Raw genomic sequence first — 19,160 nt, 5'->3', positions numbered from 1 at the left:
TTAGCTCTCGCCCCGGTCGCCAGCAATGTCGTCGCCCGGCTTCGTCCGGGCGATTCCGTATCGCAGCAAGATCAGCGGCTGTTGCAGCGCATCGACGTGCAGAGCTCCGGAACATCGCCGCGACTTTCGATTTTTCCCTAGAACCGTCGCGCGACCGCGTTACACTTGGTTGACGTCGGGCAAGGGCACGCCATGAAACGCTATCTGATCTTCGCAGCCATCGGGCCGTTCATCGGCGGCTTCCTGCTGCTGCTCATGACCACCTATCAGTCCGGCTACTGGACCGAGACCAGCGGCGGCGAGGTGACCAAGCTGCTCGTCGTGTTCGTGAAGTCGCTGCAATACAATTATCTGTTCGGCATCGTGCCGTCGCTGATGTTCGGTGCGATCGACGACATCCTGATGCATGTGAGGCGGATCGCGCCGGTGGTGCGGATGCTGCTCGTTGGTGCGGTGGCGTTCGTCGGCGCGGCGCTGACCTACGCCTCGCACGGCTCCGAAAGCGGCGCGGTGCAGTTCATCCTGTACGGAATGGTCGGCTTCATCCCGGGCGTGATCACGTCCTGGCTGGCGCACAAATATGCCGAAGAGCTGCACGCGCCGGCGCAGCCGGCTTCCCAGCATTAGGGCAGGTGCTCAGTACCAAGGGAAAAGCAGAAGTCGCGTTCGGCGACTTCTGACCCAACCGCGAAATGAGCACGTCGCGATCGGACAAGGGCCGCGCTCAACGCCCGGCGCGGAATAGATCGCCCCTTGCAGTAATCGTATCAGCGCGCGAGACGCCGGAGGTCCGGCTACCTTCACACAACTGTCACATCATCGTCATGCAAACGTAGTCCCAATGTCATGTCCGCGTTCGTCCTCGTGACCCGCGGCCGCCCGGGGCAGTGGCGATGCCGATCCCGGGCCTGCTCTATTCTGTGTTCGCGCATTTATTTCAGCCGTCGCTGCAGACGACCGGGACGTACGGGATCTGCGTCCGGATTCGGGGAAAGGAATTTCGAGTGGCAGATGCAAGCTTCAGCCTTCTGACGGGCAACAGTATCGAAACGCGCCTGGTCCGAGCCGGCGGCATTATCTTTCGCGAGGGCGAGCAGGCCAACGAGCTCTTCGTGATCAAGAGCGGCTATGTGCGCATTCAGGTCGGCAACAAGACGATGGCGGATCTGGCGCCCGACACGATCTTTGGCGAGATGGCGTTGATCGACAATGAGCCAAGGAGCGCGACCGCCACGGCGCTCACGGATGTCGAGCTCGTCCCGGTTTCGGAAAAGCAGTTTCTCTTCCTCGTGAGCCAGACGCCGCATTTTGCCCTGAAGGTCATGCGGACGCTGGCGCAGCGGCTCAGAACCATGAACAAGGGCGTCTACTGAAGCGAGCGCGGCAGAGCCTCGAGGTAATAGGCCTTGAAGGTGACACAGTGGTAATGTGACGCAACTTGAACCGCCTGCCTGCGTTACCATGTGATGGCCATGCCCGAGGACGACATCTTCACGCCCCACGCCGCGCGATCGCGGCCGCCCTTTGGCGGCGCGCAGGCGCGCGGCAAGGTCATCGACCAGGACGGGCGCGAGCTCGCCGATGGCCTGCTGCATCCGCAGTTCCAAGGTTTTCAGGGAGCCTTTCAGGAAGGCTTCCAGTTCGACTTCCGCAACTCCTCCGCCAACCCGTTCGGCAATCTGACCCGCGAGCAGCGGCTGCAGCGGCTGGAGATGATCGCAAAACTACTCGACGTCGCCTTCATCGTTCCGGGCACCAATGTGCGCTACGGCATCGACGGGCTGATCGGCCTGATCCCGGTGGTCGGCGATATCATCACCACCGCGATCTCGCTATGGCTGGTGCGCGAGGCGCGTCTGCTGGGCGCGCCCTGGCACATCACCGCGCGGATGCTCGCCAACGTCGCCGTCGACGGCGTGATCGGCATGGTGCCGGTGGCGGGCGATGCCTTCGACGTCATGTTCCGCGCCAATATCCGCAATGTGCGGATGCTGCGGCGCTGGCTCGACAAGCAGCCGCGATTTTAACTCTCAAAACAAAAGCCCCCGGATCGATCCGAGGGCTTTTCGTTGAGCGAAGAGCAGAAAGCTTATGCGGCGTCAGCGTCGGTCTGGCTGGCGGCCGGGCGCGGACGACGCGGCAGCGGAAAAGCCTCGCTCTCATAGAGCGAGCGGATGCCGTTCTGGTCGAAACGGGCTTCCTCGACCTGGAGATAGGCGCCGTTCAGCGAGTCCGCCGGCAGCTGCTCCATCGCGAACTGCACGGCCTCGGCAGCGGTGCCGAAACGGCGGTAGGCGAAACCCGCCCGCTTCTTCTTGCGGATCGCGGCGGGGAACAGTTCGGCGGATGTGTTATAGTTGAACGGACGCAGGGGACGCATGGTCGACGACCTCTTGTGTTCTTTTCAGTTGGCGTTGCGAAAGGGATTTTGGGGGACGGCGGCCTATTATCGGCGGCGCGCCGTACATGTCATTTCGACCCCTAATATAGGCCTCTTTGACAAAAATGCGACCCCAGAAGAGCCCCTGACAGGGCACATGCTGAATCCGCGCATAGCACGGGGGCCGGCCAGATAAATTCTTTTATTTCAATGGTTTATGGTGCTCAAATCTTGTCGAGCCAGGCCAGGATCGCGACCACGATCAAAATCACCCCGAAAAGGCCCATTCCGGAGTGGCCGAGGCCATAGCCATAGCCGCGAATTCGGCCGCTATAGCCACCCAGCAGGATAATCAGCAGAAGGATGATGAGGATCAGTCCAAGCGACATGGCGCCCTCCTCAGAACAGGCGGCAGCCGCACGGCGAGACGCCTACGGCCCCGCGAACACCGAGCAAAGCACATTCCGGCCTGCGAGTCGTTAAGGCCGTCAGCCGATCACGAGGATGTTGCCGGTGGCCCTGGTGGCTATTTCCTGCCTTCGTCGATCGGCAGCACCTTCAGCGGGGTCGGATAGGGCTCGACCCGCAGCGAGTCGTTGGCGATCAGTCCGACCTTGTGCACCGGCGCCTGTTCGAGATCGCCGGAGGGGGACTTGTGCACGGCGTATTGCCAGACGCTCATCGTGCCCTTCGCAACCAGCATCTTGGCGATGCCGCCGGCATTCTGGCCTTCGACCTCTGCGAGGTCGGCATCGGTCAGGCCGATGACGATCTCGTCCTTGCTGGTGATGACCTTGAACAGCGAGATCTTGTCGGCAGCCAACGCAGGCCCGCTCACCGCGCTCCCGACGATGAGGCCGGCAAGACCGAGACCGAACAAAAGCTTTCCTGGAATCCGTGACATCAAAATTTCCTTCGTTTGACGCGCAGGTCACCACGGCCAAAACAAAACCCCGCGCGACCGGTTCTTGGTCGCGCGGGGCGGAGAAATTGTTCGACGTGAGGCCAGGATATTTGCCCAACCCACTGTCGTCATTGCCGGGCTTGACCCGGCAATCCATCGCAGAGAAAGGCTCTCTCCTTGATGGATGCGCGGGTCAAGCCCGCGCATGACAAAAATCGCAGCCGTTACTTCTTCTCGTCGAGCTTCAGCGCCGCCGAGTTGATGCAGTAGCGCAGGCCGGTCGGGCCGGGGCCGTCGTTGAAGACGTGGCCGAGATGGCCGTCGCATTTCGAGCACAGCACCTCGGTGCGGATCATGCCGTGGCTCATGTCGCGCTCCTCGTCGACATGGCTCTCGACCGCGGGCTTGGAGAAGCTCGGCCAGCCGCAGCCGGAATCGAACTTCTGGTCGGATTCGAACAGCGTCTGCCCGCAGCCGGCACAGACATAGGTGCCCTTGCGGGGATCATGCTCGTATTCGCCGGTGAAGGGCCGCTCGGTCGCTTTCTCGCGCAGCACGGCGTACTGCATCGGCGTCAATTCCTTGCGCCACTCGGCTTCGCTCTTGCGGATCTTGCCGTCGGTCTTGGTATCGGACATGGAAACTCCCTTGTTGGTTGTCATTGCGAGGAGCTCGCGACAAAATTGCAAGGCAATTTTGCGCTGAAGCGACGAAGCAATCCATCTTTCCGCTTGCCGCGGCATGGATTGCTTCGCTTCGCTCGCAATGACGGGAAGCGTCGCCTCAGTTGGTGACCTTGGTGCTGCCCACCAGCGTCGGCTTCTCGATATAGTTCTCCGCGAAGATCTTCTTCAGGTTCTCGACCTTCGGGATGTCGTTATAGGCAATATAGGGCTGGTTCGGGTGCAGCGTCAGATAGTCCTGGTGGTAGCCCTCCGCCGGATAGAACGCCTCCAGCGCGCCGACCTTGGTGACGATCGGCTTCTTGTAGACCTTGGCCGCGTTGAGCTGGACGATATAGGCGTCCGCGACCTTCTTCTGCTCGTCGCTGGTGGTGAAGATCGCCGAGCGATATTGCGTGCCGGAATCGGGGCCCTGCCGGTTCAGCTGGGTCGGGTCGTGCACGACGGAAAAGAAGATCTGCAGGATCTTGCCGTAGGAGATCTTCTGCGGGTCGTACTTGATCTCGACCGATTCCGCATGGCCGGTGGTGCCGGTCGAGACCTTCTCGTAATCGGCGCTTGCCTTGCTGCCGCCGGAGTAGCCGGACACCGCGCTGACGATGCCGGCGGTGTGCTGGAATACGCCCTGCACACCCCAGAAGCAGCCGCCGGCCAGCACTGCGGTCTTGATGCCGGATTCCGGCGCGCTCGCGGCCGGCGCCGGGATGATCACGGCGTCCTCGGCGGCAAGCGAGGGCGCAACGGCAAAAGCTGTGACGGCCAGCGCGCCGATCGCGGCGGCGCACAGCGAGAGGCGGCTGAGGGAGCTTTTGGGCATGGGTTCCTCGTGGGATCGCAAGTGGGGCCAGTCTAGAGCGGGAGCCGGCATTGGCCAATCAGGCCGGGTGGCTCCGACGCTTCAAAATACGGGCGAGGAGGCGTTTTGTTACGGCGCCGGCCACACGGTTTCGTGAGGGAAATGCGCGTTTGCGAGCGTCATTCCGGGGCGATGCGAAAGCATCGAACCCTCAGGTGCGCAATTGCGCACCGAGAATCTCGAGATTCCGGGTCTGGTGCTTACGCACCATCCCGGAATGACGGCGTCACACCACCACGCTGAGCCGCTTCGCCGCCCGCGTGATCCCCGTGTACAGCCACCGCGCGCGCGAGTCCTGGAAGGCAAAGCTCTCGTCGAACAGCACGACGTCGTCCCATTGCGAGCCCTGCGACTTGTGCACGGTCAGCACATAGCCGTAGTCGAACTCGTCATAGGGCTTGCGCTGCTCCCACGGCACGCCCTCGACGCCGCCGTCGAAGCACTCGCCGCGCACCGAGACCTTGGTGACCTTGTAGCCGAAATCCTCGTCCGGCATCACGCGCATGGTGATGATCCTGGATTTCGACTGCGCGCGCGCCTTGACCCGCCACAGGCCGCCGTTGAACAGGCCCTTCTTGCGGTTGTTGCGCAGGCAGACCAGCTTGTCGCCGGCGACCGGCAGCGGATCCTCGATGTTCTGCCGCTGCCGCACCCGCATGTTGTAGGCGCGGCGGGTGTTGTTGCGGCCGACCAGCACCTGGTCGGCGCTCATCACGCGGTCCGGATCGAGCTCCTTGCGTGACACCACCTCGCTCTCGCCATGGCGGCCGATCTCGAGCTCGCGACCCTCGCGGATATCCATCGACATCCGCACGATCGGATCGTCCTGCGCCTGGCGGTGCACCTCGGTCAGCATCGCGTCGGGCTCGGCATCGGTGAAGAAGCCGCCGCCCTGGATCGGCGGCAATTGCGCGGGATCGCCGAGCACCAGCAGCGGGCAGTCGAACGACATCAAATCGCGGCCGAGCTCGGCATCGACCATCGAGCACTCGTCGATCACGATCAGCTTCGCCTTTGATGCCGGGGCATCGTCCCAGAGCTCGAAGCTCGGCTGCTCGACGCCGGACTCGCGGGCGCGGTAGATCAGCGAATGGATCGTCGAGGCGCTGTCACACCCTTTGTTGCGCATCACGAGCGCCGCCTTGCCGGTGAAGGCCGCGAACTTCACCTCGCCGTCGACACCTTCGGCGATGTGGCGGGCGAGCGTGGTCTTGCCGGTTCCGGCATAGCCGAACAGGCGGAACACCGGCGGCGTGCCATTCTGGCCGGGCTTGGCCTTCAGCCAGTCGGCGACGGCTTTCAGCGCAGTGTCCTGATGCGGCGTGAACGTGGTCATGGGCTTTCGGAAGAGTGAGCGCGCGACCGATAGCGCCGCGACTCAGGCCAGCACAAGCTAAACATTCATGCGTTCCGATCAAGCCGTCTCCCGCTGCGCGGAATTGGGGTTTCGCCCCCGAGGCTAGACTTGATCCGGAGCGCCACTAGACTGCCCCAAAACAACAAGCGGTCGAGACCACGATAAGTGGTCGAGCAAGCGACCTTGGGAGTGACTCCATGAAATTCGGCATCTTTTACGAGCTGCAACTGCCGCGCCCCTGGAACGACGGCGACGAGCTCAGGCTCTACCAGAACGCGCTGACGCAATTGGAAACCGCCGACCGGCTCGCTTACGACTACGCCTGGGTCGTGGAGCACCACTTCCTCGAGGAATATTCGCACTCGCCGGCGCCGGAATCCTTCCTTGCCGCCGCGAGCCAGCGCACCAAACACATCCGGCTCGGCCACGGCATCTTCCAGCTCACCACCAATCATCCCGCCCGCGTCGCCGAGCGGGTCGCGGTGCTCGATCTCCTGAGCAACGGCCGCTGCGAGTTCGGCATGGGCGAGAGCGCTTCGATCACCGAGCTGACGCCGTTCGGCCGCGACATGGAGACCAAGCGCGAGGTGTTCGAGGAAGCCGTGCAGGCGATCTTTCCGATGTTCAGCAAGGTCGGCACCGAGCATCACGGACAATATTTCGATATCCCGCTGCGCAATGTCGTGCCGAAGCCGGTGCAGAAGCCGCATCCGCCGCTCTGGATGGCATGCTCGCAATTGCCGACCATCGAACGCGCCGGGCAGAACGGATTTGGCGCGCTCGGCTTTCAGTTCGTCAGCGCCGAGGCGGCGCATGCCTGGGTGCACGCCTATTACAACGCGATCACCAAGCGGCTGAAGAAGCTCGCCGACTACAAGATCAATCCGAACATGGCGCTGGTCTCGTTCTTCATGTGCGCGAAGACCGACGAGGAAGCCCGCCGGCGCGCCGACGGCGCAACCTTCTTCCAGTTCGCGCTGCGCTATTACGGCCAGGCACAGAACCGGCAACGCCCGGCGCCCGGCACCGTCAACATGTGGGACGAGTACAACAAGTGGAAGCGGGACAATCCGGAGGCGCAGGAGGCCGCGCTGCGCGGCGGCCTGATCGGCTCGCCCGAGACCTTGCGCAAGAAGCTGCGGCGCTTCCGCGCCTCGCATATCGATCAGGTGATCCTGCTCAACCAGGCCGGCAAGAACACCCATGAGCACATCTGCGATTCGCTCGAGCTGTTCGCGAAAGAAGTGATGCCGGAGTTCCAGCACGATCCCGAGCACGATGCCTGGAAGAAGGGCGTGCTCGATGGCTCGATTAAGCTCGAGGAGATCGACACCCAGGCGTTCACGGACCGCTATGGTAAACTCGCGGTCAATGTCGGCTCGAAGGCAGCAGCTGCGGGCTGATCAATTAATGCGCAGCCGCCTCGCGATCGCGTGAAGAAAATAATTCGCTACACGCGATCCGCGCCTTAAAAGAAACGGCACGCGCGATGCCAGCACCGAAGTGCTGGCATCGCTATTTTTGTGCGGTGCTCGACAGCTTCATTCGCGCGCCCCATCATCCTGACATCGCATGATCGTGCAGCGCGATAGCGCGCTTGATCGTCAGGAGAGTTTGGAATGAAGCGTCGTGAGTTCCTCCAGCTGTCGCTCGTCACGGCCGCCGCCGCTGCGCTGTCACGCGGTGCGAAGGCGCAGGCGGACGCGAAGGAAATTCGTATCGGCTACCAGAAGAACGGCGTGCTCGTTATCACGCGCCAGCGCGAGGTCTTGGAAAATCATTTCAAGCCGCAGGGCATCGGCGTGAAATGGGTCGAGTTCTCCTCGGGCCCGCCGATGATGGAAGCGATGAATGTCGGCAGCGTCGATTACGGCGCGGTCGGCGATTCCCCGCCGATCTTCGCGCAGGCCGCGGGCGCGGCCATCGTCTATGCCGCGGCGCAGCCCATCATCAACGGGTCCGGCATCCTGGTGCCGCAGAATTCGGCGATCGCGTCAATCGCCGATCTCAAGGGCAAGCGCGTCGGCTTCACCAAGGGATCGAGCGCGCACAATGTCGTGATCCAGACGCTGGAGAAGGCCGGGCTCACCTATGACGACATCACGCCGGTCTATCTGACGCCGCCGGACGCCGGTCCGGCCTTCGCCAATGGCGGCATCGATGCCTGGGCGATCTGGGATCCGTATTTCGCGATCGCCGAGACCAGGCAGAACGGCCGCATTCTGGTCAAGACGCGCGACATCACCAAGACCAACTCGTTCTACATCGCCAACCGCGACTTCGCCCGCAATCGCGGCGCGGTCCTGCAGCAGATCGTCGATGTCACGACGTCGAGCGCGGCATGGGCGCAGGCGCATCCCGACGAGGTCGCCAAATCGCTGGCCGCCGTCACCGGCGTGCCGCTCGATATCCAGACCATCGCGGCGAAGCGGGCGGGCTTCTCGGTCGGACCCGTGACCGACGACATCATCGCGACCCAGCAGGGCGTCGCCGACCGCTTCTTCAAGCTCGGCCTGATCCCGAAGCAGATCGCGATCCGCGACATCGTCTGGCGCAATCCCCAGACCTGATCGGCGCGCGTTTGGTCATTTCAATGCAGAGGATAGTCCCATGACGCGTTTATTTCGACGCTGGATCGCCCGCGCGGTGCTGTCGCTCAGCATCGTCGCCGCAACCGTCAGTGCCTCCTACGGCCAGGAGAAAGTGGTCCGCATCGGTTACCAGAAATACGGCAAGCTGGTGCTGCTCAAGAGCAAGGGCTCGCTCGAGGAAAAGCTGAAGGCGGTCGGCACCAAGGTGGTGTGGACCGAGTTTCCGTCCGGGCCGCCGCTGCTCGAGGCGCTCAATGTCGGCGCGATCGATTTCGGCAACACCGGCGAGGCGCCGCCGATCTTCGCGCAGGCCGCCGGCGCGCCGATCCAGTATGTCGCCTACGAGCCGCCGGCGCCGAAGGGCGAGGCGATCCTGGTGCCGAAGGACAGCGCGATCAAGTCGGTCACTGACCTGAAGGGCAAGAAGGTCGCGCTGAACAAGGGCTCCAACGTCCACTATCTCTTGGTGAAGGCGCTGGAGAAGGCCGGCGTCAAATATTCCGAGATCGAGCCGGTGTTCCTGGCGCCGGCCGATGCACGCGCGGCGTTCGAGCGCGGCGCGGTCGATGCCTGGGTGATCTGGGATCCGTTCCAGGCCGCGGCGGAGGCTGCGACCGGCGCCCGCACGGTCGCCGACGGCACCGGCATCGTCGCGAACTATCAGTTCTACTTCGCCTCGAAGAAATTCCTGCAGGCCGATCCGAAGATCGTCGAGCTCGTGCTGGCGCAGCTGAGCGAGGTCGACGACTGGGCCAAGGGCGATATCCACGCCGTTGCCGAGCAGCTGGCGCCGAGCATCGGCCTGTCGGTGCCGGTGGTCGAGGTCGCGCTGAAGCGGCAGGCCTACGGCATCAAGCCGGTCACCGATGCGGTGGTCGCGGACCAGCAGCAGGTCGCCGACACGTTCTTCGCGCTCGGCCTGATCCCGAAACAAATCAAGATTTCCGACGTCGCATGGAGGCCGGGCACGTGAGCACCCCAACCAACGCCAACATCCTCTGGTTCCTGCCGACCCACGGCGACAGCCGCTATCTCGGCACGTCAATCGGCGGCCGCGAGGTGAACTTCAATTATCTGCGCCAGATCGCGCAGGCCGCGGATCAGCTCGGCTATTACGGCGTGCTGTTGCCGACCGGGCGGAGCTGCGAGGATTCCTGGGTGGTGGCCTCTGCCGTCGCGCCCTGGACCGAACGCCTGCGCTATCTCGTGGCGGTGAGGCCCGGCCTGCAGTCGCCGAGCGTCGCCGCACGGATGACCGCGACGCTGGACCGGCTGTCGAACGGCCGCCTTCTGATCAACGTCGTCACCGGCGGCGATCCGATCGAGAACAAGGGCGACGGCATCTTCTTAGGTCACGACGAGCGCTACGCGGTGACCCGCGAGTTCCTCAACGTCTACAGCGATCTGCTGGCGGGCAAGACCGTCAATGTCGAAGGCGAGCACATAAGGATCGAGGACGGCCGCCTGCTGTTCAATCCGGTGCAGTCGCCGCGGCCGCCGCTGTATTTCGGCGGCTCCTCGGATGCCGGCATCGACGTCGCGGTCGACACCGTCGACAAATATCTCACCTGGGGCGAGCCGCCGGCGCAGGTCGCCGAGAAGATCGCCAAGGTGAAGGCGGTGGCGGCGCAGCGCGGCCGCAAGCTCTCGTTCGGCATCCGCCTGCATGTGATCGTGCGCGAGACCAACGCGGAAGCGTGGCGCGCCGCCGACGAGCTGATTCAGTACGTCACCGACGACACGGTGGCCGCCGCGCAAAAGATCTTTGCGCGGATGGATTCGGTCGGCCAGCAGCGCATGGCGCAGCTGCATGGCGGCCGCCGCGACAAGCTCGAGATCAGCCCGAACCTGTGGGCCGGCGTCGGCCTGGTGCGCGGCGGGGCCGGCACCGCGCTGGTCGGCGATCCCGAGACCGTCGCCGCGCGGATCAAGGAGTATCAGGAGATCGGCGTCGATACCTTCATCATGTCGGGCTACCCGCATCTCGAGGAAGCCTATCGCTTCGCCGAATTGGTGTTCCCACTGCTGTCGCTGGCGCAGGGCGGCAACGTGACGCCGATCCGCGTCAACACCGGGCCGTTCGGTGAGACCATCGGCAACGACTATCGTCCGCAGAAGCAGGCATCGCAATCATGAGTCTCATCGACAGTCTCCCGCGCCGCAAAGCGTTTTCGAGCGAAGTGGATGCCGGTTCGCGTGAAGAAAACGCGTCAAAACAAAAATCTGGAGCTCCGTTCCGATCCCATCGGAACGGAAACAGCTCCAGCGCGCCGAAACTCCCGAAGGTCGACGGCTTGATCCCCTGGATCGTGCCGCTGGCGATCGTGCTGGTGTGGCAGCTTGCTTGCGTCACCGGCTACGTGCCCTCGCGGGTGTTGCCGGCGCCGACTGACGTCGCGGTGGCGGGATGGAAGTTGCTGCTGTCCGGCGAACTGGTCCGCAACATCTGGGTCAGCTTCTGGCGCGCCTCGATCGGCTTCTTGATCGGCGGCGGCATCGGCTTTGCCTTCGGCCTCGCCAACGGCCTGTCGCAGCTGTCGGCAAAGCTCACCGACACCACCTTGCAGATGGTGCGCAACATTCCGCATTTGGCGCTGATCCCGCTCGTCATCCTGTGGTTCGGCATCGACGAGTCGGCCAAGCTGTTCCTGGTTGCGCTCGGCGTGTTCTTCCCGATCTATCTCAACACGCTGCACGGCATTCGCACCGTCGACCCGCAGCTGATCGAGATGGGCCGCATCTACGGTATGACCGACGGCGAGCTGTTCCGCCGGGTGATCTTCCCCGGCGCGCTGCCCTCGATCTTCGTCGGCCTGCGCTTCGCGCTCGGCATCATGTGGCTGACCTTGATCGTCGCCGAGACCATCGCGGCCTCGTCGGGCCTCGGCTACATGGCGATGCAGGCGCGCGAGTTCATGCTGATCGACGTCGTCGTGCTCTCGATCCTGATCTACGCCTTGCTCGGCAAGCTCGCCGACAGCGCCTCGCGGGCGCTGGAGCGGCTGACCCTGTCGTGGCATCCCGCCTTCCAGAAGAAGTGAGAATCAGAATGCAAGAAGCGCTTCGTTTCGAAACCGCGGAAGCCGAGCCGGTCGACCGCACCGAGATCGTCGTGAAGGCGAGGCAGTTGCGGCGCGTGCCGGAAGGCGCGGCCCGCGGCCTGTCGCTGACCATCCGCGGCCTGCGCAAGGCGTTCGGCGACACCGAGGTGCTGCGCGGCATCGACCTGCACATCCCGGCCGGCCAGTTCGTCGCGATCGTCGGCCGCAGCGGCTGCGGCAAGAGCACGCTGCTGCGTCTGATCGCCGGCCTCGACGCGCCGACGGCGGGAACCATCGCCTTCGGCGAACCGCCGCGGGCGCAGGACGTGCGCGTCATGTTCCAGGAGCCGCGGCTGCTGCCCTGGGCGCGGGTGCTGTCCAATGTCGAGGTCGGGCTGGGGCGCGAGCGCTCGTCTGCTGATGCACAGGCGCGCGCCGAGCGCGCGCTGGTCGAGGTCGGACTCGGCGACAAGCGCACCCAGTGGCCGTCGGTGCTGTCGGGCGGGCAGAAGCAGCGCGTGGCGCTGGCGCGGGCGCTGGTCAGCCAGCCGCGCGTGCTGGCATTGGACGAACCGCTCGGCGCACTCGATGCGCTGACGCGGATCTCGATGCAGCAACTGCTGGAGCGGGTCTGGCGCGACCAGGGCTTCACCGCGATCCTGGTGACGCATGACGTCGCCGAGGCGGTCGCGCTCGCCGACCGCGTGCTGGTCATCGAGGACGGCCGCATCGCCGAGGATGTCACGATCGACCTGCCGCGGCCGCGCCGGCGCGGGTCAGCCGAACTCGCCGCGCTGGAGGGCGAGATCCTGAAGCATCTGCTCGAAGGCAGCGAAGACAGTCTGTGAGGTCGCCATGAATTCCATCGTCCGCAATGTTTCGATCGTATCAGCGGTTGCGGCCGCCGAATTCCGCGGCGCGATGCGTCACCTCACCGGCGGCGTCAGCGTGATCACGGCCGGCCGGGCCAAGGATATCTCGGGAATGACGGTGACCTCGGTGTCGTCGCTGTCGGTCGAGCCGCCGTCCTTGATCGTCAGCATCAACCGCGCGGCCTCGTCATGGCCGCTGATCGCGCGCCATGGCGTGTTCGGCGTCAACATCCTGGCCGCGGATCAGCGCGACATCGCCGAGCGCTTCACCGGCAAGGGCGGCCTGAAGGGCGCGGACCGCTTCACCGGCGCCGAGTGGACGACGCGCGCGTCAGGCGTCCCGCTGCTGGTCGGCGCGTTGACCGCGGTTGATTGCGAGGTCGAGGAGACCATCGAACGGCATTCGCACGTGATCGTCATCGGCCGCGTGCTCGACGTGATCGCGTCAGAGCGCACCGCCGCGCTGGCATATTGGCACGGCGAGTATGTCGCGATCGACCATGAGGAAGACGCCGCGCGGCTGGCTGAGGTCAGCCTGCCGTCGCGTCATGTTCATGTGTGAGGGCCGCGTTAGCGCGCGGTGCTTATCCGGATCGGACTTTAGAAAACTGCGCTCAGCGATGCCGGGCTGTCGATGATCACATTGCTGCCGCGGACGCCAGCCCATACAGCCTGGATGGTCTGAGCTGCATTGGCCAGCGGAATGCCAACGACGAGCGTGGTCGGGATACGGCCAAAGCTCGACGGGGTCTCGTTATAGGTGAAGCTTGCGACGACCGGCGAGACCGTGCCATTGACGGTGACTCCGAACACGCCGCCCGGAATATCGTTGCCCGTGGCGTAGGGATTCGGAACGTTAAGGGTGATGATCGCGGTGGTGCCGACGCCCTCCGGAATCGTCAGGCTGAGGCCTTGCATCGGCGTTAAAGTCGCGGAGGTCGTGGACAGGGTGCCGCTGGTCTGCGCATAAAGGGCCATATCACTCTCCAGTTGTCTAAGAATGTAAACGCAATAGGAGATTGAATAAGGCAACCTGCCGCAAGATTCAAGGGATGAACGGCGCCGAGGCCGGCGCGGCATGTTGGCTGTGGCGCTTTCCCAATCGGCGCATTAAATGGCGCGGATGTTTCGGAGAGGTGACCGTTGGATGAAACGCGTGGGAACCTGGCTGTTCTATCTCGTCGGTGCGATCGCCGTCGCCTATCTCGCGCTCTATGCCTATGTGACGTTCACCGGTCGCGACATCACGCCCGGCGATCCGATCCGGATCTTCCGCAAGCCCGACGCGCCCAGTTATTCGTGAGGCGAGGCAAACGGCGGGACTTAATCCGTCGCTTCCCGTGCTCAGCCGGCGTTCGCCATGCGCTGATAGTCGGGCGCGCCATTGCCGGCCGGGGTGATCGGAATGCCGCCGTCGGCATATTCGTTCAGCTTGTTGCGCAGCGTGCGGATCGAGATGCCGAGGATGTTGGCGGCATGGGTGCGATTGCCGAGGCAGTGCTTCAGCGTCTCCAGGATCAGGTCGCGCTCGACATCGGCGACCGTGCGGCCCACCAGCGCGCGGGTGACCTGCTCGGCGGCCAGCGTGGCGTGCGCGACCGCGGGCGCGGTCTTGGCGAGGTCGAGGCGGTCGCCGTCGGGGGTCAGGATCGCCTCAGCGCCGATCTCGTCGCCCTGCGCCATCAGGACCGCGCGATGGATGGTGTTCTCGAGCTCGCGGACGTTGCCCTGCCAGCGGTTCGCGGTCAGGATGCGGCGGGCATCAGTCGAGATCGGACGGACCGGCATGCCGTTGGCCTCGGCATATTTCCTGGCGAAATGCTGCGCCAGCTCGAGGATGTCGGCCGGGCGGTCGCGCAGCGGCGGAATCTTCAGGTTGACGACGTTGAGGCGGAACAGCAGGTCCTCGCGGAAGGTGCCTTCGCGCACCGCCTCCGAGAGGTTGCGGTTCGAGGTCGCGATGATGCGGATGTCGACCGGGACCGGCTTGGTGCCGCCGACGCGGTCGATCACGCGCTCCTGGATCGCGCGCAGCAGCTTGGACTGCAGCCGCACGTCCATCTCGGAGATTTCGTCGAGCAACAGCGTGCCGCCGGTCGCTTCCTCGAACTTGCCGATGCGGCGCGCGACCGCGCCGGTGAAGGCACCCTTCTCATGGCCGAACAGCTCGGATTCCAAGAGGTGCTCGGGGATCGCGGCGCAGTTGATCGAGATGAACGGCCGCTTGGCGCGGGCCGAGCGGGAATGGACGTAGCGCGCCAGCACTTCCTTGCCGGTGCCGGACTCGCCGGTGATCATGACGGAGGCGTCCGAGCCCGCGATCTGCTGCGCCAGCTTGATCACCCGGCCCATCGCCTCGTCGCGGTAGATCAAATCGCGCGCGTCATTGGCGACCGCGGCCAGCACCGCTGCGATCAACTCGGGGTCCGGCGGCAGCGGGATGTATTCCTTGGCGCCGGCATGGATCGCGGCGACCGCGGCGCGGGCGTCGTTGGAGATGCCGCAGGCGACGATCGGTACGTGGATGTGCTCGGCGTCGAGCCGCATCACGAGGTCGCGGATGTCGAGACCGACATCGACCAGCAGGAGGTCGGCGCCCTTGCCGCCGCGCAGCACGTTCATCGCCTGTTCGGCGGCCTCGGCGTGGGTCACGGAGGCGCCGTTGTCCATCGCGATCTTGGTCGCGGTCGTGAGTTGGCCCTTCAGGGTGCCAACGATGAGAAGCCGCATGATGATCTCCTGTTCGTCTGGTCGCGCAGGTCCCGCGCGTGACCGCCTGAGTTATTAAGAGCGTTCTGCCTTGATGATTTCGGTCATGGTCACGCCGAGCTTGTCTTCCACCAGCACCACTTCGCCACGCGCCACCAGGCGGTTGTTGACGTAGATGTCGATCGCCTCGCCGACGCGGCGGTCGAGTTCGAGCACGGTGCCCGGTCCGAGTTTCAAGAGGTCGCCGACGTCCATCTTGGAGCGGCCGAGCACCGCCGAGACCTGCACCGGCACGTCGAACACGGCCTCCAGATCGGCCGCGATGCGCGCGGCATGTTCGTCCTCGTTGTAGCCGATGTCGTCGATGGTGGGCGCGTCGGCGGAATTGAGATCGGGAAGCGGGACTTGGGTGTCGGTGTCGGTCATGGTTCAGCCCTCAATCGCCTTCAGCCGGCCTGGCCGCGGGACGCCAGATAGCGCCCGACGAGTTCGTTGATCTTGCCTTCGATCGCGGCGCGTTCCAGCACGACGCCGCCATCGGCCCATTCGATCCGGCAGTCGCCGGTCGCAATCGTCGGCTCGGCCAGGATCACCAGCCGACCCTGAAAGCCGGAATGCGCCGCCATCCGCTCGATATTGTCATGCGCCGCCTCGTAGAGCGCGTCGTTGATGCGGACCACGAGATGCGGCGTCGCCACCAGATGCGAGAAGCAGTCGGAGACCAGCGCGGTGATCTCGCCGAGCGGCTCGCGCGCGATCAGCTCGGAACAAAGCTTGCGGGCGACCGCCACCGCGACGTCCACCGCCTCGGTCTCCATCCGCGTCTCGATGCCGGCGAAGCGCGCCGCGATGCCCTTGATCGCGGTGCCGATCTCCTCCAACGCCTGCGCGGCCCGGCGGTCGCTCTCGACCTTGGCCTCGCGCAGCGCGGCCTCGTAGCCGGCGCGATAGGCCCGCGCCTCGGCGTCGGCGACCTTCTGCGCGACCTCGGCCGGCGTCGGCGCGCGTTCGCGTGCGCGGTCCGGCGCCGAGAAATCCGTGTCGAACAGGAATTTTGCGGGCGCGGCCATCAATACACCAGCTCGTCGTCGGCGCGGTTCTTGGTCAGCGTGATCTCGCCGCGGGCGGCGAGATCCTTGGCGAGGTTGACCAGAAGGGCCTGGGCCTCGTCGACGTCGCGCAGCCGCACCGGGCCCATCGCGGCCATGTCGTCCATCAGCATCTTGCCGGCGCGCGAGGACATGTTGCCGAGGAAGAAGCTGCGCACCTCCTCGTTGGCGCTCTTCAGCGCGACGCCGAGCTTGTCCTTGTCGATGTTGCGCATCAGCGTCTGGGCCGAGGCGGTATCGAGCTTGATCAAATCGTCGAAGGTGAACATCAGCGCCTTGATGCGCTCGGCGGATTCGCGGTTTTCCTCTTCCAGCGAGGTGATGAAGCGGGTCTCGGTCTGGCGGTCGAAATTGTTGAAGATCTCGGCCATCACCTCATGGGCGTCGCGGCGGCGGGTCTGCGACAGGTTCGACATGAACTCGGTGCGCAGCGTCTGCTCGACGCGCTCGATGACTTCCTTCTGCACGGCTTCCATCCGCAGCATGCGGCCGACCACGTCGAGGGCGATGTCCTCGGGCAGGATCGCGAGCACGCGCGCGGCGTGCTCCGGCTTCAGCTTCGACAGCACCACGGCGATGGTCTGCGGGTATTCGTTCTTGAGGTAGTTGGCGAGCACCTCTTCCTGCACGTTGGAGAGCTTCTCCCACATGTTGCGGCCGGCCGGGCCGCGGATCTCGTCCATGATGCCGGAGACGCGCTCGGCCGGCAGGTATTGCTGCAGCAGCCGTTCGGTGGCGTCGAAATTGCCCATCAGCGCGCCGGAGGCCGACATCCGCGAGACGAATTCCAGCATCAAGTCCTCGACCACGTCGGCCTCGACGGTGCCGAGGGTCGACATGTGGACCGACAGCTCGCGGACTTCCTCGTCGTCGAGCATCGACCAGATCTTGCCGCCATACTGCTCGCCGAGTGCGAGCATCAGGATTGCCGCGCGCTTGGGGCCGGGTAACGGCTTGCCCTTGGGCCGGGCGCTTTGCCGGTTCGCCAGCGTCGAGAGGACGGTGGCGATGTCGTTGGCGTTGGTGGTCTGGGGTACGGCGGCCATGTCAGTTCTCTACCGGCTCGCTCAGCCATTGACGGACGATGGAGACGGTTTCGTTCGGATTGCGTTCGGCGAGCTCGCCGACCCGGTGCACGGCCTGGGCGTGGACCTGGCCCTGGATCTGGGCGACGTCGATCAATTGCGCCGCGCCGCTGCCGCTCGGGATCAGCGCCTGACCTGGCGTTGCGGCGCTCTCGGCATGCGCTTCCGCCAACGCGGGCATGCCCGCGCCGGCCAGCGCCGGAATGACGTCGGCCGCCACGATGCGCTTGACCAGCGGGCGGACCACCATGAACAGCACGACGAGGCCGAGCATCATCATGACGCCGAGCTCGATGACGTACATCACGTCATCCTTGGTGAACTGCAGCATGCCGAGCACGCCGGTCGGCTCGGCGATCGGCTGCGCGGCGGGCGGCTCGGCGAAGCGCAGGTTGACGACCTCGACCTGGTCGCCGCGCTTCTGGTCGAAGCCGATCGCGGAGCGGACCAAAGCGGCGATGCGGTCGAGCTGCTCCTTGGTGCGGTCCTGATAGACCAGCTCGCCTTTTTCGTTCTTGGAGTAGCTGCCGTCGACCAGCACCGCGACCGAGATGCGATTGACGCGGCCGGCCTCGGTCACCTCGGTCTTGGTGGTGCGCGAAATCTCGTAATTGTTGGTCTCTTCGCTCTTCTTGCTCTGGTCGCGGGCGGCGGGCGGCGTTGTCCTGGTTCTGGCCGCCCGGCAGCTCGTTGGCGACGGTGACCTGGCCGGAATTGTCGGCGGTGAGGCTACTTTCCTCGCGGGTCTGGGTCGAGCGCAGCACCCGTCCTTCGGGGTCGAACTTGTCCGAGGTCTGGGTGATCTTGTTGTAGTCGAAGTCGGCGGAGAGCTGGACGCGGGCGCGGCCGGCGCCGACCACCGAGGAGACGATGTCCTCGACCTGCTTGCGCATCCGCTTCTCGAAGGCGGCGCGGCGCTCGTCGCCGACCGCGGCGTCGGCATCGGACTGGGCGCCGTCGGCGAGCAGTTGCCCGGCCTCGTCGACGATCGAGACCCGCTGCGGCTTCAGCCCGTTGACGGCGGAGGCGACGACGTGGCGGATAGCCCGGATCTGCTGCGGCTCCAGCGCGCCACGCACCCTGAGCACGATCGAAGCGGAGGGCTCCGGCGTCTCGCGCGAGAACAGCGGCTTCTCCGGCAGTACCAGATGGACGCGCGCGGCCTGGACGCGGTCGATGGCGCGGATGGTGCGGGCGAGCTCGCCCTCCAGCGCCCGCAGATGATTGATGTTCTGGACGAAGCTCGTGGTGCCCAGGGCATCCGACTTGTCGAAGATCTCGTAGCCGACGCCGCCGCCCTTGGGCATGCCGCCCTCGGCGAGCTTCATCCTGAGCCGCGTCACCTTGTCCTTCGGCACCATGATTGCGGCGCCGTCATTGCGCAGCTCGAACGGGATCGCCTGGCGTTCCAGCTCCTTGATGATTCCAGAGGAATCCTCGGTCGACAGGTCGGTGAAGAGGGTGGTCATCTGTGGCGTCGTGACGCGCATGATGACGAAGGCGAAGAAGCCGATCAGGGCCGCGGTGACCGCAACCATGGCCGCGAGGCGGGCCGCACCAAGACCTCTCAGGA

The 19,160-nt window shown here is 64.9% G+C and carries 22 protein-coding genes and 1 pseudogene; 11 read left to right on the top strand and 12 right to left on the bottom strand.

All coding sequences use genetic code 11. The features are described from left to right. Nucleotides 1–192 precede the first annotated feature (192 nt). The 3 genes from ACVW1B_RS29080 (at nucleotide 193) to ACVW1B_RS29070 (ending at nucleotide 2,027) form a co-directional block, all read left to right on the top strand. Nucleotides 193–627: a DUF5413 family protein gene (locus ACVW1B_RS29080; protein WP_028343492.1), complete on the top strand. Its 435-nt coding sequence runs from the start codon at nucleotides 193–195 to the stop codon at nucleotides 625–627. Between the two features lie 266 nt (nucleotides 628–893). Beyond that, on the top strand, nucleotides 894–1,373 hold the full coding sequence (locus ACVW1B_RS29075) for a Crp/Fnr family transcriptional regulator (protein WP_253606909.1): 480 nt from the start codon (nucleotides 894–896) through the stop codon (nucleotides 1,371–1,373). Nucleotides 1,374–1,466: 93 nt separating this feature from the next. Continuing rightward, on the top strand, nucleotides 1,467–2,027 hold the full coding sequence (locus ACVW1B_RS29070; protein ID WP_253606910.1) for a DUF4112 domain-containing protein: 561 nt from the start codon (nucleotides 1,467–1,469) through the stop codon (nucleotides 2,025–2,027). Between the two features lie 62 nt (nucleotides 2,028–2,089). Here ACVW1B_RS29070 and ACVW1B_RS29065 read toward each other — a convergent pair whose 3' ends face one another. The 6 genes from ACVW1B_RS29065 to ACVW1B_RS29040 all read right to left on the bottom strand — a co-directional run bounded on the left by ACVW1B_RS29065 (nucleotide 2,090) and on the right by ACVW1B_RS29040 (nucleotide 6,159). Beyond that, on the bottom strand, nucleotides 2,090–2,380 hold the full coding sequence (locus tag ACVW1B_RS29065) for a hypothetical protein (protein ID WP_016844322.1): 291 nt from the start codon (nucleotides 2,378–2,380) through the stop codon (nucleotides 2,090–2,092). A 224-nt stretch (nucleotides 2,381–2,604) separates the two neighbouring features. Then, the gene (locus ACVW1B_RS29060; RefSeq protein ID WP_016844323.1) at nucleotides 2,605–2,769 is read right to left on the bottom strand and encodes a DUF3309 family protein; all 165 of its coding nucleotides are present in this window, start codon (nucleotides 2,767–2,769) and stop codon (nucleotides 2,605–2,607) included. Between the two features lie 137 nt (nucleotides 2,770–2,906). Continuing rightward, nucleotides 2,907–3,284, bottom strand: a complete 378-nt coding sequence (locus ACVW1B_RS29055) for a hypothetical protein (protein WP_253606911.1) — start codon at nucleotides 3,282–3,284, stop codon at nucleotides 2,907–2,909. Nucleotides 3,285–3,508: 224 nt separating this feature from the next. Then, the gene (msrB, locus tag ACVW1B_RS29050; protein WP_253606912.1) at nucleotides 3,509–3,922 is read right to left on the bottom strand and encodes a peptide-methionine (R)-S-oxide reductase MsrB; all 414 of its coding nucleotides are present in this window, start codon (nucleotides 3,920–3,922) and stop codon (nucleotides 3,509–3,511) included. A 145-nt stretch (nucleotides 3,923–4,067) separates the two neighbouring features. Next, entirely contained in the window at nucleotides 4,068–4,784 is a 717-nt protein-coding gene (gene msrA / locus ACVW1B_RS29045; RefSeq protein ID WP_253606913.1) for a peptide-methionine (S)-S-oxide reductase MsrA, read from the bottom strand. Between the two features lie 265 nt (nucleotides 4,785–5,049). Continuing rightward, nucleotides 5,050–6,159, bottom strand: coding sequence for an ATP-dependent DNA helicase (locus ACVW1B_RS29040; RefSeq protein WP_057017316.1), 1,110 nt, complete (start codon nucleotides 6,157–6,159; stop codon nucleotides 5,050–5,052). Between the two features lie 218 nt (nucleotides 6,160–6,377). Between ACVW1B_RS29040 and ACVW1B_RS29035 the strand changes: the two genes are divergently transcribed. The 7 genes from ACVW1B_RS29035 to ACVW1B_RS29005 all read left to right on the top strand — a co-directional run bounded on the left by ACVW1B_RS29035 (nucleotide 6,378) and on the right by ACVW1B_RS29005 (nucleotide 13,246). After that, a complete protein-coding gene (locus ACVW1B_RS29035; protein ID WP_253606914.1) occupies nucleotides 6,378–7,583 on the top strand; it encodes an LLM class flavin-dependent oxidoreductase in 1,206 nt (401 codons plus the stop codon). Between the two features lie 216 nt (nucleotides 7,584–7,799). Then, nucleotides 7,800–8,750, top strand: a complete 951-nt coding sequence (locus tag ACVW1B_RS29030) for a sulfonate ABC transporter substrate-binding protein (protein WP_456822603.1) — start codon at nucleotides 7,800–7,802, stop codon at nucleotides 8,748–8,750. Between the two features lie 40 nt (nucleotides 8,751–8,790). Continuing rightward, nucleotides 8,791–9,744 (top strand): sulfonate ABC transporter substrate-binding protein, encoded by a 954-nt coding sequence (locus ACVW1B_RS29025; protein ID WP_253606916.1) that lies wholly within the window; start codon nucleotides 8,791–8,793, stop codon nucleotides 9,742–9,744. Further along, a complete protein-coding gene (gene ssuD / locus ACVW1B_RS29020) occupies nucleotides 9,726–10,907 on the top strand; it encodes an FMNH2-dependent alkanesulfonate monooxygenase (protein WP_253606917.1) in 1,182 nt (393 codons plus the stop codon). Before ACVW1B_RS29025 ends, ssuD begins: the two co-directional genes overlap by 19 nt. Before the next feature lie 158 nt (nucleotides 10,908–11,065). Beyond that, nucleotides 11,066–11,812, top strand: coding sequence for an ABC transporter permease subunit (locus tag ACVW1B_RS29015; RefSeq protein WP_057017321.1), 747 nt, complete (start codon nucleotides 11,066–11,068; stop codon nucleotides 11,810–11,812). Nucleotides 11,813–11,820: 8 nt separating this feature from the next. Continuing rightward, nucleotides 11,821–12,660 (top strand): ATP-binding cassette domain-containing protein, encoded by an 840-nt coding sequence (locus ACVW1B_RS29010; RefSeq protein WP_253606918.1) that lies wholly within the window; start codon nucleotides 11,821–11,823, stop codon nucleotides 12,658–12,660. 7 nt (nucleotides 12,661–12,667) lie between these two features. Further along, nucleotides 12,668–13,246: a flavin reductase family protein gene (locus ACVW1B_RS29005; protein WP_253606919.1), complete on the top strand. Its 579-nt coding sequence runs from the start codon at nucleotides 12,668–12,670 to the stop codon at nucleotides 13,244–13,246. 38 nt (nucleotides 13,247–13,284) lie between these two features. On the opposite strand, the gene ACVW1B_RS29000 is transcribed toward ACVW1B_RS29005, so the two are convergent. Beyond that, nucleotides 13,285–13,662, bottom strand: coding sequence for a hypothetical protein (locus ACVW1B_RS29000; RefSeq protein WP_253606920.1), 378 nt, complete (start codon nucleotides 13,660–13,662; stop codon nucleotides 13,285–13,287). A gap of 169 nt (nucleotides 13,663–13,831) precedes the next feature. Between ACVW1B_RS29000 and ACVW1B_RS28995 the strand changes: the two genes are divergently transcribed. Next, entirely contained in the window at nucleotides 13,832–13,987 is a 156-nt protein-coding gene (locus ACVW1B_RS28995) for a hypothetical protein (RefSeq protein ID WP_016844338.1), read from the top strand. 41 nt (nucleotides 13,988–14,028) lie between these two features. On the opposite strand, the gene flbD is transcribed toward ACVW1B_RS28995, so the two are convergent. The 5 genes and pseudogenes from flbD to fliF form a co-directional block, all read right to left on the bottom strand. Further along, nucleotides 14,029–15,414 carry a sigma-54-dependent transcriptional regulator FlbD gene (gene flbD / locus ACVW1B_RS28990; RefSeq protein ID WP_225161424.1) on the bottom strand — a complete coding sequence of 462 codons (1,386 nt, stop codon included), beginning with the start codon at nucleotides 15,412–15,414 and terminating at the stop codon, nucleotides 14,029–14,031. Nucleotides 15,415–15,468: 54 nt separating this feature from the next. Continuing rightward, nucleotides 15,469–15,819 (bottom strand): flagellar motor switch protein FliN, encoded by a 351-nt coding sequence (fliN, locus tag ACVW1B_RS28985; protein WP_028333458.1) that lies wholly within the window; start codon nucleotides 15,817–15,819, stop codon nucleotides 15,469–15,471. Between the two features lie 20 nt (nucleotides 15,820–15,839). Further along, nucleotides 15,840–16,463: a FliH/SctL family protein gene (locus tag ACVW1B_RS28980; RefSeq protein ID WP_018273553.1), complete on the bottom strand. Its 624-nt coding sequence runs from the start codon at nucleotides 16,461–16,463 to the stop codon at nucleotides 15,840–15,842. Then, nucleotides 16,463–17,548, bottom strand: a complete 1,086-nt coding sequence (gene fliG, locus ACVW1B_RS28975) for a flagellar motor switch protein FliG (RefSeq protein WP_018273552.1) — start codon at nucleotides 17,546–17,548, stop codon at nucleotides 16,463–16,465. Before fliG ends, ACVW1B_RS28980 begins: the two co-directional genes overlap by 1 nt. 1 nt (nucleotide 17,549) lies before the next feature. Then, nucleotides 17,550–19,125, bottom strand: a pseudogene (gene fliF / locus ACVW1B_RS28970) (flagellar basal-body MS-ring/collar protein FliF). Nucleotides 19,126–19,160: the final 35 nt, after the last annotated feature.

Source organism: Bradyrhizobium sp. USDA 4502 (assembly GCF_054063355.1).
This window is presented reverse-complemented; position numbering and strand designations above follow the sequence as displayed.